Origin of the sequence: Burkholderia sp. Bp9099 (assembly GCF_003857805.1) — a bacterium.
Taxonomy (GTDB): domain Bacteria; phylum Pseudomonadota; class Gammaproteobacteria; order Burkholderiales; family Burkholderiaceae; genus Burkholderia.
The window spans coordinates 1-16,118 of sequence record NZ_QTPU01000059.1; the positions used below are offsets into that span (position 1 = coordinate 1).

15 protein-coding genes and 4 pseudogenes are annotated in these 16,118 nt (G+C 63.5%); 4 read left to right on the forward strand and 15 right to left on the reverse strand.

What is annotated here, in order from left to right; genetic code table 11:
• Positions 1 to 248: 248 nt before the first annotated feature.
• From DIE17_RS38240 to DIE17_RS36185, 11 genes and pseudogenes are all read right to left on the reverse strand, one after another.
• A pseudogene (locus tag DIE17_RS38240) lies at positions 249 to 329 on the reverse strand (plasmid pRiA4b ORF-3 family protein); the annotation flags it as partial.
• A gap of 55 nt (positions 330 to 384) precedes the next feature.
• Entirely contained in the window at positions 385 to 1,341 is a 957-nt protein-coding gene (locus DIE17_RS36140; protein WP_059648796.1) for an NAD-dependent epimerase/dehydratase family protein, read from the reverse strand.
• Positions 1,338 to 2,345 carry a fumarylacetoacetate hydrolase family protein gene (locus DIE17_RS36145; RefSeq protein WP_059485730.1) on the reverse strand — a complete coding sequence of 336 codons (1,008 nt, stop codon included), beginning with the start codon at positions 2,343 to 2,345 and terminating at the stop codon, positions 1,338 to 1,340. Before DIE17_RS36145 ends, DIE17_RS36140 begins: the two co-directional genes overlap by 4 nt.
• On the reverse strand, positions 2,342 to 2,938 hold the full coding sequence (locus DIE17_RS36150) for a cupin domain-containing protein (RefSeq protein ID WP_124921794.1): 597 nt from the start codon (positions 2,936 to 2,938) through the stop codon (positions 2,342 to 2,344). The genes DIE17_RS36145 and DIE17_RS36150 overlap by 4 nt, the downstream gene beginning before the upstream one ends.
• Complete coding sequence (locus DIE17_RS36155; RefSeq protein ID WP_124921795.1) at positions 2,935 to 3,750, reverse strand: cyclase family protein; 816 nt, start codon at positions 3,748 to 3,750, stop codon at positions 2,935 to 2,937. Before DIE17_RS36155 ends, DIE17_RS36150 begins: the two co-directional genes overlap by 4 nt.
• Positions 3,751 to 3,752: 2 nt before the next feature.
• Complete coding sequence (locus DIE17_RS36160; protein ID WP_124921796.1) at positions 3,753 to 4,955, reverse strand: MFS transporter; 1,203 nt, start codon at positions 4,953 to 4,955, stop codon at positions 3,753 to 3,755.
• Positions 4,956 to 4,970: 15 nt separating this feature from the next.
• Positions 4,971 to 6,101 (reverse strand): FAD-dependent oxidoreductase, encoded by a 1,131-nt coding sequence (locus tag DIE17_RS36165; RefSeq protein WP_059492781.1) that lies wholly within the window; start codon positions 6,099 to 6,101, stop codon positions 4,971 to 4,973.
• A 35-nt stretch (positions 6,102 to 6,136) separates the two neighbouring features.
• Positions 6,137 to 6,496 carry a Rieske (2Fe-2S) protein gene (locus DIE17_RS36170; protein WP_060223552.1) on the reverse strand — a complete coding sequence of 120 codons (360 nt, stop codon included), beginning with the start codon at positions 6,494 to 6,496 and terminating at the stop codon, positions 6,137 to 6,139.
• 19 nt (positions 6,497 to 6,515) lie between these two features.
• On the reverse strand, positions 6,516 to 7,472 hold the full coding sequence (locus DIE17_RS36175) for a VOC family protein (protein WP_021158324.1): 957 nt from the start codon (positions 7,470 to 7,472) through the stop codon (positions 6,516 to 6,518).
• Positions 7,473 to 7,503: 31 nt separating this feature from the next.
• A complete protein-coding gene (locus DIE17_RS36180) occupies positions 7,504 to 8,664 on the reverse strand; it encodes an alpha/beta hydrolase family protein (protein WP_059648616.1) in 1,161 nt (386 codons plus the stop codon).
• A gap of 88 nt (positions 8,665 to 8,752) precedes the next feature.
• A complete protein-coding gene (locus DIE17_RS36185; protein ID WP_059587554.1) occupies positions 8,753 to 9,667 on the reverse strand; it encodes a transporter in 915 nt (304 codons plus the stop codon).
• 302 nt (positions 9,668 to 9,969) lie between these two features.
• Between DIE17_RS36185 and DIE17_RS36190 the strand changes: the two genes are divergently transcribed.
• On the forward strand, positions 9,970 to 10,902 hold the full coding sequence (locus DIE17_RS36190) for a LysR family transcriptional regulator (RefSeq protein ID WP_021158321.1): 933 nt from the start codon (positions 9,970 to 9,972) through the stop codon (positions 10,900 to 10,902).
• A 184-nt stretch (positions 10,903 to 11,086) separates the two neighbouring features.
• Here the strand turns inward: DIE17_RS36190 and DIE17_RS36195 are convergent.
• A pseudogene (locus tag DIE17_RS36195) lies at positions 11,087 to 11,228 on the reverse strand (IS6 family transposase); the annotation flags it as partial.
• A gap of 54 nt (positions 11,229 to 11,282) precedes the next feature.
• Positions 11,283 to 12,932, reverse strand: a complete 1,650-nt coding sequence (locus tag DIE17_RS36200; protein WP_124921797.1) for a carboxylesterase family protein — start codon at positions 12,930 to 12,932, stop codon at positions 11,283 to 11,285.
• Between the two features lie 113 nt (positions 12,933 to 13,045).
• Here DIE17_RS36200 and DIE17_RS36205 point away from each other — a divergent pair, with 113 nt between their 5' ends.
• A complete protein-coding gene (locus tag DIE17_RS36205; protein WP_185735427.1) occupies positions 13,046 to 14,143 on the forward strand; it encodes a porin in 1,098 nt (365 codons plus the stop codon).
• A gap of 7 nt (positions 14,144 to 14,150) precedes the next feature.
• Positions 14,151 to 14,867 (forward strand): MFS transporter, encoded by a 717-nt coding sequence (locus DIE17_RS36210; RefSeq protein ID WP_124921799.1) that lies wholly within the window; start codon positions 14,151 to 14,153, stop codon positions 14,865 to 14,867.
• Positions 14,868 to 15,094: 227 nt separating this feature from the next.
• On the opposite strand, the pseudogene DIE17_RS38245 reads toward DIE17_RS36210, so the two are convergent.
• Positions 15,095 to 15,202 (reverse strand): annotated as a pseudogene (locus tag DIE17_RS38245) (LysR family transcriptional regulator); the annotation flags it as partial.
• A gap of 19 nt (positions 15,203 to 15,221) precedes the next feature.
• Positions 15,222 to 15,320: pseudogene (locus tag DIE17_RS36220) on the reverse strand (4Fe-4S dicluster domain-containing protein); the annotation flags it as partial.
• Positions 15,321 to 15,682: 362 nt separating this feature from the next.
• On the opposite strand from DIE17_RS36220, the gene DIE17_RS36225 reads away from it, so the two are divergent.
• Positions 15,683 to 15,982 (forward strand): H-NS family nucleoid-associated regulatory protein, encoded by a 300-nt coding sequence (locus DIE17_RS36225; RefSeq protein ID WP_124921800.1) that lies wholly within the window; start codon positions 15,683 to 15,685, stop codon positions 15,980 to 15,982.
• Positions 15,983 to 16,118 lie beyond the last annotated feature (136 nt).

Here is a 16,118-nt window from a genome sequence, read left to right on the forward strand (position 1 = left end):
GAACCGGCCAGCATACCGAGGTCAAAACACGACATTTCTAAGTAGCCAGAACACGACATTTCTAAAAAGCTACTACAATCAAAACTATCGATAATTTAGCTTATGTAAAATCGAATCCTAACGATATCCGGGAAGGACGGATTCGTGTCGCGACGAACGGTTTCGCTACTGTAATGAACTGTCGGATCTCGGCGAGCTACCGACGATGACTCGTAAGCTTACAGCCGATACCGTCTTGACGGCGTGAGTTATCGATTTCCCCAACGATTGGAAGCCGTGCGAAGCAGCGTGGCATCGGCAGCACGCAGATTGAACAGTTCGGCTTCGAAGCGTAAGCGTGTTCGCACGACGATTCCCGATGTGACCGCGCTGCGCCCGCTCAACTCAACTGGGCTCTAACTCAAGCGCGCGCGTGACAAGCGCATCGATCGTACCGTCGTGCTGAAATCCCGCCTCGATGGCACGGCGGTCAGTCAGTGGCGGTTGTCGTCCGAAAAGCCGCTCGATCCGTTCCACCGGAGCGTAATCGATGTCGAACGAGCCGAAGCGCCGGACCAACGCATCGACGATCTCTTGAACCGACAGATGCAGCACCGGGGGCGTCCAGACTCGGCCCGCGTGCAAACCCTCTGCGGACAGGCGTGCGGCGTGCAGCAGGTTATCGACGCAGCATCTGCGCGACATCCACCATACGGTGGCCGAAGGCGAAACGGGACACGTATAGGACTGGCCGCGCTGCGCCGCGCGGAAGATCTGACTCATGAACGCGGATCCATGTCCGGCGGACAGCGCCGGACGAGCCACGATGCCCGGCAGGCGTAACGCACGACCATCCAGCTTGCCGCGGCGCGTCCAGTCGGCAAGGATCAGCTCGCCCACCAGCTTGTGCACGCCGTAGCTCATGGTCGGGCGCGGCACGGTGTGCTCGTCCACGGCAGGGGGTAACGACTCGCCCAGCGCCGCAACGCTGCTGGCATAGACGACGCGCGCCGCACTCCCCTGCTCCGTCGCCTGCTTCGCCAGGCGGTCGAACAGCGCCAGCATGCCCGACAGATTCACCCGGTCACCCTCGGCCGGTTCGGCCTCCGCCTGCGAGCCGGGCATGCTCGCCAGATGAAAGACGACGTCGACGGGTTTCGACAACTGCGGATCGAGAATCTCCAGGCTGCTGAAATCGCCGACCAGCGCCGTGATTCGGGCATCGTCGTACGGCCATCCCGCTTGCCGGTCGACCAACAGCAATTCCGACACGTCGCCAGGCTCCACGATGCCGTCGTGCAGCAGCCGTTCGACCAATGCCGTTCCGACAAATCCGCCCGCCCCGGTCACCAGCACTCTCATGGCCGGGCCTCCCCGTCGTCGGCGCATGACGCACGCACAACCCGCTGGTCGATCGTGCCGAATGGGGCGTTGCCGGCGTCATCGCGCGCCGTCATCCTGATCCGGTCGCCAAAGCGCATGAACCGCGTGCGTGCGCCCCCTTTGTCGATCATTTCGATCACGCGGCGCTCGGCGAGGCACGCCGAGCCCGCGCCGCGATCGGCATTCGACACCGTCCCTGACCCGACGATCGTCCCCGCCGACAGGCGGCGCGTCCGGGCCGCATGCGCGATCAGTTCACCAAAGCCGAAGTTCATCTCGCGTCCATGCGGATGACCGAACCAGTGGTCGTTCCATTCGACGTGCAGGCTCAGATGCACACGGCCGTCGCGCCAGTGCTCGCCGAGTTCGTCAGGTGTGACGGCGACCGGAGCAAAGCTCGTAGAGGGCTTGGCCTGCAGGAAACCAAAGCCCGTTTTCATTTCGCGCGGACCGAACGCACGCAGGCTCCAGTCGTTGAGCTGTACGATCAGACGGATGCAGTGCAGCGCGCCGGCGGCCGATACGCCCATCGGCACGTGCCCCACCACCACACCGAATTCGCCTTCGAAATCGATGCAGTCGGCCTCGTCAGGAAAAGGCACGTCGCTGGCCGGGCCGAGGAAGTCGTCGCTGGCGCCCTGATACATGACCGGCACCGTATCGAACTCGGGAATCGGCGGAGTATTGAACGCCTGCTCCATCAGGCGGCCGTGATTCAGAAACGCCGAGCCATCGCACCACTGCGGACTGCGCGGCAAGGGCGCGGCGCAGGCGGCCGGATGGAACGGACGCGCCTCCGGCACGCTGCCGGCGTTCAATGCGTCGTAACGCGCCTGCAAGCCGGGCGCGAGCGCGTCCCAGCGCTCAAGCACATCAAGCAGCGTCGTGGCGATCGGCGCGGCCTCGACGGCATGGCGCAGGTCGCGCGACACGAGCAGCAAGCGGCCATCGGCGCCACCGTCGGGCAAGGTGGCGAATTTCATCGCGCGCCTCCGTGTGCCGGCGTATCGAGCACGGCGGCAATCGCCGGATCGTAGGCGCCGTCGATCAGAACGAACAGCATCCGGCATGAACGGCCCGAGCGATTCGCCCAGGCATGATTGGTTCCGCGCTGAATCACCACGCTGCCCGGCGCCAGGGCGACTTCTGCATCGTCGAGGATCAAGGTCATTTCGCCTTCGATCACCACGCCGTAGTCGATCGACTCGGTGCGATGCATCAGCGGATGCGGCGACCCGGCTTTCACCGTCGACGCTGCGGCGTCGCCGATCTGGCTGAATGCGTGGTGCATTTTCACCGCCCCGTGCGCGAGAAACTCCGGCGTGTCGGGCGGAATGTCTACGAAGCGCATACGGGTGCCGTGCTTCGGCGGCGGCAGCATGAGCGCGTCAAGCGTGGGATCGGCACCGTTGTCCACCCTGGCGGGGCTCGATGATGTGCTCCACACTTCGTGGAATACGGTGCCGGGAATCGCGGCGATTTCCACCACGGTAGGCAGAGGACCGTCGGATGCGACGACGGCGCGGCCGTCGGCATCGTGTCCGGTCACCACGCGCCGAATCATTGGAAAGTTCATGCTGCCGCCTCCATGTCGGTGTCGTCGAAAATCGCGACGGCACGCGTCCACCCTGCCGACGCACCGCGAATCTTGTGCGGGAAGCAACTGATCGTGAAGCCGGTCGGCGGCAAGGCCGTGAGGTTGTGCAGCTTCTCCAGATGGCAATAGCCGATATCGCGCCCCGCCTTGTGCCCTTCCCAGATCAGCGACGTATCGCCCGTCTCCACGATCTTCTTCGCGGTATGGGAGAACGGGGCATCCCAGCTCCATGCATCGGTGCCGGTCAAGCGCACACCACGCTCCAACAGGTACATGGTCGCTTCGTAGCCCATGCCGCAGCCCGCGTTGACGTAGTCGTCGTGCCCGTAGCGCGATCCGGCCCGCGTGTTCACGACGACGATATCGAGCGGCTGCAGTGCATGGCCGATGCGCGCGAGTTCGGCCTCGACGTCGGCGGCCGTCGCGACGTAGCCGTCCGGAAAGTGCCGGAAATCGAGCTTCACGCCCGGCTGGAAGCACCATTCCAGCGGCACCTGATCGATCGTGATAGACGGCCGGGCTTCGCCCAGGCTCGCATCCATCGTCGAATGGAAATGCCAGGGCGCGTCGAGATGGGTGCCACTGTGGGTCGTCAACGTGACCCACTCCGCGGCGGCGGCTTCACCGTCGGGATAGTCCTCGGGTTTGGTCCCCGGCAGCATCGCCATGAATTCGGGCAGCGTGTCGCCGTGCTTCTGGTAGCTGATCTTGGGCGCGAGCGGCGGCGGATCGGAGAGAACGTCGTTCTCGAGATAGATGGACAGATCGACAAACCGTCGAACGGGTTTCATGTTCAGACTCCTGGGGATGGGGGACGGCGGTCGAGCCGCGAGAAGCAGATCGCCGCAGCGGCAGCGATCAGCACTGCGGCGATCCCGAGGCTGCCGTAGCCGGACACCTTGACGAGCGTGCCGCCGAGCACCGGCCCAATGGCGGCGCCCGTCATCAGCATGGCCGGCGTCGCGGCAACGGCGCGGCCGGTGCGGTCGATGCGCGCGAGCATGCCGAACGCGAAGGTGTGGGTGAAGATCATCACGGCGGCAAAGACCGAGGTGGCCGCCGCGTACGGCGCGAACGCCGCGCTTTGCGTGATGACCAGCGCGAGCACGGCCTGTACGACGGGGCCGGCCTGCACGACCTTGCGGCCCGGCACGCGCGTTTCGAGCAGCCCCGCGACGGGAGCGGGAAACAGGTTGACGAAGCCGAGCGCGATCAGCGTCGCGATCACGGCACTCAAACCGAATCCGCGATCGAGGCCGATACGCTGAACAAAGCTGAACAGCATCGACTGCGTCAGCGCCATGCAGCCGACGCCCGCCATGCCGAACCAGACGACACGCTCGAAACGAGGCTCGTCGCCGGTTGCCGCGTTGCGGCGCGCCTGAATCGACGGAAACGCGAGCGCGCATGCGAGCGTGGCGACGCCCATCACGCCCGCAAAAACGCGAAACAGCGTCGGACCGCCGTGCGTTGCGACCAGTCCCGGCACGGCACCGAGAAACGCGATCGCGAAAACACCGAGCGCGAGGCCGGCGATCGCGAACAGACGATGCGGATTGCGGCTGCGCCCGACGGTGCCGTGCGTGAAGCTCAGGCCGCATCCGACGGCGACGCCCGCGACGGCATGCAGGGCCGCCATCATCAGATAACGATCAACCGGCACGGATGTAATGCCGAGAAACGCGCCCGCCGCGATGCCGAAGCCGACGGTCGACATCACGCGCGCCGGTAGCCGATTCAAGCGCGGAGAGAAATAGACGCTGCTCAGCACGGCACCGGCCAGAAACAGCGTGGGGAGCAGACCCGCCCGCTGTGGATCGAACCTATACGCACCGATCAACGTGCCGACCCAGACCGGCAAGGCCACCAGATCGACCATGCCGGCGCAATGCGCGATCATCAAAGCAACGGTGCCGAACGTGCCAAGCCGCACCGTGTCGGTCGATGCCGACAGGTCGACACGCGCCGGCGTCGAGGGGGAAAGGTTCGTTTCCATCGTGCCTCCCCTGCGTCAGATCGGCCGCGCGAGATTCATGTGCGTCTCGTGCATGATGCGTCGGTGTTCGTCTCGGTCGCCGCCGACGATTTCGATTTCGCCAAGGCGCCCCGAGTTTTCCACCACCATGCGGCAGCGCTCCCAGCGGCGCGCCTGAAATGCGTGCAACGCAGCGTCCACCGTCACGCCGCGCCCCAGCTCTTCGGCCAGCACGATCGCATCCTCGATGCCGATACCCGCGCCCGCCGCCATATGGGGCGTGGTGGCGTGCACCGCGTCGCCGACGAGCACCACCCGCCCGCTGAACCAGGGCGTCGGCAGCAGCAGGCTTTCCAGCGGACGATAGTTGACGCGTGATTCGGTGCCGATCTGGGCGCGGATGGACTGGATCAGCGGCACGTCGAACGATGCGAGCAACTCGGACAGCATGCGCGGCCATTCGGCAGGATCGATGTAGTCGTTGGTCGGCCTGTCCTCGGTGACGAAGACGTACATTTCGTCCCTGGAAACCGGATTGACGCCCGCCTTGATCCGGGGCCCCAGCCACATCGTCGCGCAAGCGATCTCCGCCGGTCGCGGCACCACGGCGCGCCATACGCCCTGGCCCGTATAGCGAGGCTTCGGCGCATCGGGAAATGCAACGCCGCGCACTTTCGAGTAGAGTCCGTCCGCTCCGACCACGAGGTCGTAGGTACCGTGCGTGCCGTTCGTGAACATCACGTCCACCTGTTCGCCGCGCGGCTCGATCCGCGAGAAGGTACAGCCGAGCTGCACGCGCACGCCCGCGGCACGTGTAGCCTTGGCGAGAATATCGGCCAGCACCGGGCGCATGATTGCGCCGCCGCCAGGAACGTCCTCGCCGGCCACTCGCGGAGTCGGCAGCGTGCCGATGGGCTGGCCGCCGGCGGTAAACAGATTCACACCGTCGCCGCCGTGGCCGCGATCGAAGAAGGCATCGAGCACGCCGATCGTGCGCAGCGCGCGCAGCGTGGGGCCGCCGATGCTGATGCCGGCACCGTACGAGCGCCAGCCCGGGTCGATCTCGACGAGGTCGACGGTGAGGCCGAGCTTCGCGCACTGGATTGCCGTCGCCATGCCGGAAAAACCGCCGCCGATGACGAGGACGTGTTGAAGAGGGGCTGCCATCTGGATGTCTCCTTGTTATGTCTGATGTGGGTGTGTCATGTCGCAATCAGCACGATGGCGCCGTCGTCCGTCACGTCGATCTCGACGGGCGTGAGCCGCTGGCCGAGGCACGGGCCGAGTACGCACTCGCCGCTTGCGATGTCGAACTGCGCGCCGTGCGCGTGGCAGACGATGCGGGTGCCGTCGCCGTTCAGGTAAGCGTCCTTGCGCCAGGCCATCTGCGTTTCACCGAAAAAGTGCGGGCACGCGTCGCGATACGCACAAACCTGCGTGCCGTGCCGCACGACGAAAAGCGTGTCGTGCCCCTGCCCGCCGGGATCGAAACCACGCGCACCGGGATCGGGCAGATCGTCGACGCTTGCGAGAGGAATACGGTCGGGGTATGTCTCGGACATGGCAGAACGATTCTCGCCGTCAATCCGACTTCGCCACCGCTGCCCCCGCAGGAGGACCGCCCGGCGCCCACTTCTCGCGATGCTGGAACAGGAACAGTTGCGATGCGTCGGCGCCCATCGGCGCCTCGCGCGCGTTCCACGCATCGTCGTGCAGATCCATGTCGGCGTCGTACTCGACGTGACAGCCGAGCGGGCTGTTGAAATACCAGAACCAGTTCGAGCCGAAGCGATGGCGCCCCGGCCCCCAGAACGACTGGTAGCCCTTCGCGACGAAACGCGTACCCGCCTGCAGAACCTCGGTCGGTCCGCCCATGTGGAACGTGAAATGCTCGCACCCCTTCATGAACGGCGGCGTCTGAATCATGAACAGCGTGTGATGGTCGAGCGTGCCGGCCGGCTGCAGGAACGGCCCGACGCCCGTGAATCGGTCGGTACAGCGAAAGCCCAGACGCTCCACATAGAACGCTTCGGCCTTCGCGGCATCCGGCACGAAGTAGACGACGTGCGATAGCGTGCGCGGAGTCAGCAAGGCATCTTCGCTCACCGCCACGACGTTCGGCGCGCGCTGTGCAGGCGCGCCCGGCGCATTCACGGGCTCGGCGGGCAACACGAGCGAACGGCGCGTGGTGACCTGGAAGCCGATCGCGAAGCCCATGTCGTCGAGCGATTCGATCGATCCATCGGCGAGTGTGTTCACTTCGCGGTCGCGGCGCAGCTCCGCCGCGATGGCATCGAGCGTCGCGGCATCGGCGACGCCGTAAATCGTCTTGCGCAGCATGCTTGCCGTGCCGAGCGCAGGCGGCAACGCCGGATCGTCGCGGCGCGCGATGTCGATGCCCGTTCCGTCGAGTGCCTCGAAACGGCCGCCGGTGTCGTCGCTGCGCACCGGCAGCAGCCCGTAGTCAAGCAGATATTGGCTGCAGGCGGCGACGTCGTCCACGCCGAAAACCAGCGTATCGGGTCCGATGATGTTCATGAGATGTGCGTGCTTGAGATGGGTGAATGAGTCAGAGCGAGGTGCGTCCGCCGAGCGTTTCGGCGATCCAGTCGGCGATGAAGTGCCCCGCGTTGATCGAGTTGTCGAAGCTCGAATGCTGAACGCCGCCTTCACGCTCGGTGAAGATCTTGAGTTCTCGCTTGGGGCTGTTCACGAGTTGCTCGTAGGTGCGGTGCGCCCAGGCGACCGGAATCTGCGAATCCTGCGAGCCATGCGTGACGAGGAACGGCACCTTGATGCGATCGAGCACGCCGTCGAGATGCACGTCTTCGGCGATGCGCATGAAGTCGTCGATATCCTTCGCGCCCCAGACCCAGCAGACGTGCTTCCAGTAGTGCGGCACCGGGAAGTTGCCTTCGCGCTGCAGGCGCTTTTTCTGGACGTCGCGCCAGTCGTGGTTGGCGCCCCACACCACACCGCAAGCGAAGCGCGGCTCGAAAGCGACTGCGCGCGGGCAGTAGTAGCCACCGAGCGACACGCCTTCCATGCCGATCCGCTTCGGATCGACGTCGCCTCGGCTTTCGAGCCAGTCGACGATCTTGCTCGCCCAGACCTCCGAGTTGTACACGGCATTCAGGCCGTGCAGCCGCAACGCTTCGCCGGTACCGGGCTGGTCGACAATCAACGACGATACGCCGCGCGCGGCCAGCCATGCCGGCAAGCCCACGAAGTACTTCATTTCCTTGGTCGAATCGAGCCCGTTGACCTGCACGAGCAGTGGACTGCGCGCATCGGCGCTCTTCGCTTTCACAAGGAGTCCGGAAAGATGAGTGTCGCCGTACGGAATCGCGACGCGCTCGCAGTTGTCGCCGGCGAGCACGATGCCCTTGTCGAACGTATCGAGCGAGCGGTGGTACAGCTCGAGGCGCCCCGGGGCATCGTGCGCGAGCATGCGCTCGGCCGTGATCAGGTAGATCGCGGCACGCTTGTATTTCTCGCCCGCCGACAGCAGCCGCCCCAGGGCCTCGTCGTCCCGCGCGAGATCGCAAAGACGATCGGCCTTGTCGACCCACGCTTCGCGAAACGCACGTGTGCCGTCCGCGTCCGGCTGCCTGGCCGCTTCCTGGAGCGGACCGCACATGTCCTCGATTTCGCCGATGCGCGCACCCATTTCGATGGCGAGATTGACGGACAGATTCCAGACATAGTTGGTAGGAAAGTATCGGAACATGCTGATTGCCTCGATTGAAATTGCGTATTGCTCGATGACGGTGCTGACGACCGGGTTCTCGCGCGCTGTCCGGCACGCGAGACGATGCTCAGCCCTTGCGCCCGAAGCCTGCCCACAACGGGATGGCGATGTTCAGCCAGACACTGCTGCTCTTGGCCGTGTTGGCGGCATAAATGCCTTGCTGATAATTGAGGTTGACGTTCCAGCTTCTGGCGTCGTACACGACCGACGGGCCGATGCCGAAAGTGCGCATGCGATTGCCCACGCGCACGCCGCCGGCCTTGTCGTCGCTGAACTGGTTCAGGTACGCGCCGACGACGCCGAGCTTCCATGGGCCGAAGTTCCAGCCGGCGTTGAACTCGGCGACGTAACCGTCGCCCGAGCTGTAGTCCGTCGCGCCGTTCTTCAGGTTGAGTAGGAAGCGGTTCGCGAGTGCGACGTCGATTCCGTTGGGAACGTTGTAGCGAATCGAGATCACCGGCTGCACCGAGGTGTACCCCACCGCGACGCTCGACTTGACTGGGCTATAGGAACCCGTCTCGAACGCAACGTCGATGCCCGACGCGATCGCCAGGTTCGGCGAGAGATTCCATTGCAGCAACACAGGCGTCAGCGTGATGTTGGAGAGGCCGTTCTGTGTGCCCGACTGCCCGAACACCGTGCTGTGCAAGGACACAACGGGAATGACCAACTGCGTATAGACGTTTGCGCCGAGCAGGTGGAACGGATACGCCGCCAGCAGGCGCGTGGTTTCCGAGAACACCGACGTATGGAACGGAATCGGCAGTTTCTTGCCGTCGTTGCCGTAGAGGCCGTTCGCAAAGCTGTAGTTGAACTGTTCGAGTGCGAACAAGCCCGGGATCGGTGGCAGGTTGGCGATGTTCGTCCCCACCGCTCCGGCCGGATACGGTGAAATCCCGCCTTCGAATGCCTGCGCTTCCTTCATCGAACCGGTCGCCAACACGGCGCAACCGACAACGGCTGCGATCAGTTTCGTGGACATGCTGTCTCCTCCTGCTCGGGGCGCGTTTGCACCTCCGGTCATCTCTTTTAATAGTGGAAAGCGCGGTGCACACGGCCGAGGTACAGCGGTACGTTCGACCTGAAATGCCCTGACGCTGGCCTCCCGATGCGATGCGTCGGCAGCCGTCGCGTCGAGATAGGGCTAGGTTAAGATAGGCCGATGTATCCTAAAAATGGATTCGATCCATTGCCGATATCGACGGCGTCAATACTTTCAGGTTAAACCCTGATAGCGCATCCGGCGGTCACGCGGCAGCGAAGAGGACAACGGAGACAGCACACATGCGGTTCAACAAGCTCGACCTCAATTTGCTCGTTGCGCTCGACGCGCTCCTGAGCGAACAGAACATCAGCCGGGCGGCCGAAAAGATCCATCTGAGCCAGTCAGCGATGAGCAACGCGCTTTCGCGGTTGCGCGACTACTTCAACGACGAACTGCTGGTGCAGGTCGGCCGCAAGATGGAACCGACGCCCCGCGCCGAGGCGCTCAAAGACGCCGTGCGCGACATTCTCGTGCGCGTCGACGCGACGGTGGCTGCCCATCCCGAATTCGTGCCAGCGCAAGCGAATCGGTTGTTCCGCCTGTTCGTCTCGGACTACACGATGACGACGCTCATGCCGCACCTGTTCGCGCTCGCTTACAAGGAAGCACCCGGCATCCGATTCGAGCTACGTCCGCAAGTCGCTTATCCCCACCGCGTGCTTGAACGCGGCGAAGCGGATCTGCTGATCATCCCCAAGGAGTATTGCTCGACCGAGCATCCGGCCGAGGTGCTGCTGGAGGAAACCTACTGCTGTGTGGTGTGGAACCACAGCCCCCTCTCGCAGGGCGAGATGACGAACGAGCGCTACATGGCGGCCGGGCACGTCATCGTGCAGGTCGGCGACGCACAGACGACGCTCGAAGACTGGTTCATGCAGCGGCTCGGCGTCGTGAGGCGCGTCGAGGCGAGCACGTACAGCTTCGTGTCGCCGGCCCATCTGCTGGTCGGCACGAACCGGATCGCCACCATGCACCGACGGCTCGCCGAAGAGGCCGCACGCAGCCTGCCCATCGTGCTGCGCGAGGCGCCGGTGCCGGTTCCGACGCTGGAGCAGGCGATGCAATGGCACAAGCATCGGACCTCGGACCCCGGACTCACCTGGTTGCGCGGGCTGCTGAAAGAGGCGGTCGCGAAGATGGACGAAGGGCGCCATGATGCTCGCAAGACATAATGCCTCAAGAGGTACTTTCTCGGCACCACTACGCGCGCATGGCGCTATGAGGCCGATGCCCGTTCCGTGAAGTCGCCCACTCGCTGCGACTTCGTTCCAATGGGTCAAAACCAGGGATGTCCACACAAAGACGACTTGCGTATTGCCGAGCGAGTCAACCATTTTCTCCGTGGGTACGATACGAGTAGCTGACCACGACGCCGCGCTCGAACAGCAGTTCTTCGATGTCGCGCAGGCTAAGCGGGAAGCAAAAATGCCAGCGGCACGGCCAGGCTGATGATGGCCGCCGGACATCGATGTCCACGATAAAGCGATGTCGTCTTCATTCCGTCATACTATGCTAACGTGACATTGCCTGTGCCCCTCGTGAACCTACTCCGCTAACGTGATAGCGTCTCCGGTGCTGAGAACCCCGGACGTTCCGTATAGCACGATACCCATTCGGCAAAGTGCATCGCATCGATACGATCGGGTCCGCAACGGGTCCATGCGGGCAGATCGTCACCATTCGGGTCTCCCGTTTCGATGAAATTCATCAGATAGGACCGCATCATGCCGGAGAGATCGTTCGCGAAAGCACGGCTTGTCCCGGCCAGCATGGGTGCGTCGGTCCAGTCGTCGAAATTGCCGAAAGCGAAGGGCAACTCGAAACAATGGCCAGCGCCCACATGCGGCTGGCGAGACGCGATGTCGAATTGGTAGCCGTAGACATCGCTGCCGGCTTTCGCCAGCGAACCTGCTGCCTCGATTGCGGGCCGCTTGAAGATTGAATACGACGTCAGTTCGACCAATGCCGCGTAGGGCGTGCTTCCCGGACGCTGCTGCATGACACGCTCGTAATGGCGCGTCCCAGCCTCGCCCAGTTCAGCTTGGAATACGCGCTCGACCATGCTTCGCGTCGCATCCACGGCTGCCGGGTTGCTCGCGAAGAAGCTGCCGGTTTCGTGGCGCGTCCAACCGATCATCACGGGCTTTGGCGCAAACCGCAACGACTGCGTCACGGGATCCGCCGCGACGCGATCGACCGCGACGGGCATGAAGCCCACCGGTACTGTGCCGAAGCCCGCGCGCGACGCGAGCAGCCTCGCTTGCAAATCCAGCAGCACCTGTACCGGCGCATTTCGCAGATCGACAGCGGGGTCGTGAAATTCGGCGAGTGCGCAAAAGTCCGATGCGATCCGATGCGCCTCCTCGGGCAGGAGAGGCGGGAGGCCGGGCAAGCTGAGTACGGCAGCGGAGCGCGCGAGACCGGCCGTTTCCTTCATCCCCATGAGCATCCTCGTGTACCACGCACCGGCCGATTGGCCCGCAAATGTAATAGCTTCGGGATTACCGCCGAATCGCTCGATATTGCTGCGAACCCAGTCGAGCGCACGCAGGATGTCCGTTACAGAAAAGTTGCCGGCCGCCACGCCGGGCATACACAGATTGCCGAGAATCCCGAGCCGGTAGTTGAAGGTAACGACAACCGCGCGCCCGGACCGGGCGAGTTCGGTTCCGCTGTAGCACGGTAAGGCGCCGCCGGTCACGAACCCGCCGCCATGTATCCAGAACAGCACCGGCAAGTTGCCGGCAAGCGACGGTGTGTAGACGTTCAGGCGATATGCGTCTTCGGACATCTGCACACCTTGCGCGGTCGGGCCCATCACGAAGTCGAGCCGGCTCGGCAACTGCGGAAAGACCGGCCCGGGACCGGTGCAATCGCGAACGCCCTGCCAGCTCGCGGGAGGAAGGCAGTCGCGATAGCGACCGCCGTCGTTCGCATAGGGAATGTCCTGGAAGACCAGCGCACCGTCTACGCTGCTACCGAGCAATTCGCCTTGCTCGCAGCTCGCCAATATCGTTTGCATCAAACGCCCCTTGATCGGGAACCACACGGCCGTGCGTCGCACACAGACGCGCCCCGCACGATCCCCAGTGTTGTCCGAGCGTAAATCGTCGGCGATTTTTTCCGGGAACACGATGGAAATATCGTCACGTCCACGTGAATAACGCTCAACCCCGCACGATGCGCGAGGCCGCAGCGACATGACTGTTTTTCAAGGGGGAGCGCAATTTATTTCCGTTTTGTTTCGGAAGGTGGCGTCGCAGCATGGGCCGTCCACATGCAACGTCCCGATTCCCAACTACAAAAGGAGGCCCCATGTTTCGAAGCGTTCACTTCCGCTATGCAGCATTTGCGTTGAGTATCGGATGGATACCGCCCGCCGTTGCGCAAAGCAGCGTGTCGATCTCCGGTGTGCTCGGCGAGGGCGTTGCGTACACCAGCAACGTGGGCGGCCATTCGAGCGTCTACGCACTGCCGGCCGGGGTGCTACGCCCGAACTCGCTGATATTCAGCGGCCAGGAAGACCTGGGCGGCGGATACAAATCGCTGTTCATGCTCGGCACGCTATTCGGCATGAACAACGGCGCCGTACTGGGCGCGTCGGGCAGCCTGTTCTCGCGCGAATCGTATGTCGGCCTCGTAACTCCATATGGCACGCTGACCTTCGGACAACAGCGGGACTTCATGTTCGATACGCTCACGCTCCAGCAGTACTCCGGTGCGTTCTATCAGGGCATCTGGGGCGCGCACATGGGGCCGTTCGCCTCCTTCGGCGTGCCTTACGTCGTCCGGCAGGCGTACGACTTCGACCGACTCAACGGAGAAGCCCTCAACAACGCGGTGAAATTCAAGAGCATGCCCTTCGACGGATGGACGTTCGGCGCGATGTACAGCTTCGGCGGCGTGCCAGGGCAATTCGCGAATTCGAGCGGTTCGAGCTTCAGCGTGGCTTATCAGTTTGCGAACGGCAGCATCAGCGCAGCGTATACGTACGCCCGCTCGCCGCTCATCGAGCACGGCAACGCGGGCATCCGAAATACCGGCATCGGCGGACGCTACCGGTTCGGGCGCACCCAGGTCGCGCTGCTCGGCACCGTTTCGCGCAACACGAGCACCGGGGCGCAGATCGACAGCGTGGACACGAGCATCAGCTACGCAATTTCGCCGTTCTGGAACATCGCCGGCACCTACACGTACATGGGCGGCAATGCACCGCTCGACAACAACCACGCGAACCAGCTGGCCGGAACGCTGACATACAACCTGTCGAAGCGCACGTCCGTCTACGCGACACTCGCATGGCAGCGCGCCTCCGGGCGCAGTGCGTTGGCTCGCATCAACTCCACACTGGCCGAGCCGTCCGGTTCCGCCGTGCAAACGTCCGCTGCGCTAAGCATTCAACACGCCTTCTGAGCCTGACATGACCCACCCTCTTTCCGCATCGCCAGGCGCCACGGATAACATCCGCGGTCCGCGCAGAACGTGGCTCGCCGGCATCACGGCCTTTTCGATCATGGCTGTCGACGGTTTCGATACCGCCGCGATCTCGTACGTGGCCCCGACGGTCGCCGCAAGATGGAGCCTTCCGCCTGCTGCACCGACTCCCGCGTTCATGATGACGAGCCTCGGCGCGGTGATCGGCTATCTGCTGAGCGGGCGAGCGGTCACCCGGTTCGGCCGCCATCGGCTCGTGGCCGCATCGATGATCGGCTTCGCGCTGCTTTCGCTGGCGAGTGCCGCTGCGGGATCGATCGTGGAAATGTCCGTGCTGCGGCTCCTGACGGCGCTGTTTCTCGGTCTCGCGGTGCCCGCCACCATTGCGGGCGCCACCGGGCACGCGAGCGCGGGCCGCCGCTCCGCGGTGGCGGCCGCCGTGGCGACGGGGATTTCGGCGGGAGGCGCCATCGGTGGCGGCATGGCAGCGCTCCTGATTGCGCATTTCGGCTGGCAGGCCATCTTCATCGTCGGGGGTATCCTGCCGTTGCTGCTCTTGCGCGCTGCGCACGTGCTGCTGCGGGATCCGCCGAATGCGATGCCCGCCACGCGCGCTGCGACCGTCGTCTGCAACGGCCGCGCAGATGGGCAACCGTTTCTGCGAGCGATGGTGCGTGCGCCGTATGTAGAGTTAATCAATTGATGTCGCGGTTTGACAACCAATTCTCGTCGTTTTGAGGTGCCAAACGGCCACACGACAGACTTGCCGCCAGCAAAAACACTCAATTCCTGTCGCTTTAATACGCGGATGCTTAAAAAATCGGCGGTCCGCACCTGTTTTCCAAGCTTCCGGGAACCGCCGACGCAACAGATATTCAGTTTCCCAGGAATACCGAGGTGCGTAGCCTGTTCCGCCTGCGTTCACGAAAGCGCGCCCCAGCGCAACCCGAACGACATCGGCACGGCGAGTCGTACCAGCCCGCGCGGCTGCGCGGCCATCTCGACCGCGGCGCTCTCCGCCTCTGCGGCATGGCGATTACACTCCCGGCCTCTGCGTTTACATGTTTGGACAGTTCGGGCCGCCGCCTTCCGGCGTGACCCACACGATGTTCTGCGTCGGGTCCTTGATGTCGCAGGTCTTGCAGTGCACGCAGTTCGGACGAGCTCAACGCCTACCCGGACGCCTTCAAGCAATCGTGGCTGTACTCGGAGTTGTACCGCCGCGCTTCCAGTGGAATTCGAGCCGGAATGGAAACCGGTGGTCCGCCCAGGATTCAAAATCCGGGAACTCGAACGTGTCCGTCGGCCACGGCCACGATTACCAACTCTTTGATCAATTGCCGATCCGGCCGATCGTGAACATGGAAATCCGCAATTGAAAGTGACCAGTAGCCGAGTCTTGTAGGAGTCCACGCTCGGCCGGGACGGCCACGATTGAGTAATGCGTACCTCTCGATTCGCTCCTTCTCGTAAGTTGAAACCGCTATCATATGCGCAGCACAACCAGAGGAGGAAAACATGGCAACTTACAAGGAGCTGAAAGCTCAAATGGACGCCTTGGCTGCGAAGACTGAAGCCGCCCGGGTAGCAGAATTCCGATCTGTTGTCGACGACATCCGTGCCAAGGTCACCGAGTACGGCATTACCGAGCAGGATATCTTTGGTACGCGTCGCGGCCAGTCGGCAAAGCGGACGAAGGCGCCTCTAGAAGCAAAATATCGCGATCCCAAGACCGGCGCAACTTGGTCGGGCCGCGGCCGCGCGCCTGCCTGGATCAAAGATGCCAAGAACCGCAATCGATTCCTGATTCAGGAGTAAGTCTCTTCACCTATGACATGGCTGGTCGCGGAAAGGCAATATCCGCGGCAGTCAAAGCAGGGGATGCGGACAAAATCTTGGACTACTTTGGAGGTAGTCCATGTATTCATACGAAGACCGCGTTCGGGCGGTCGAG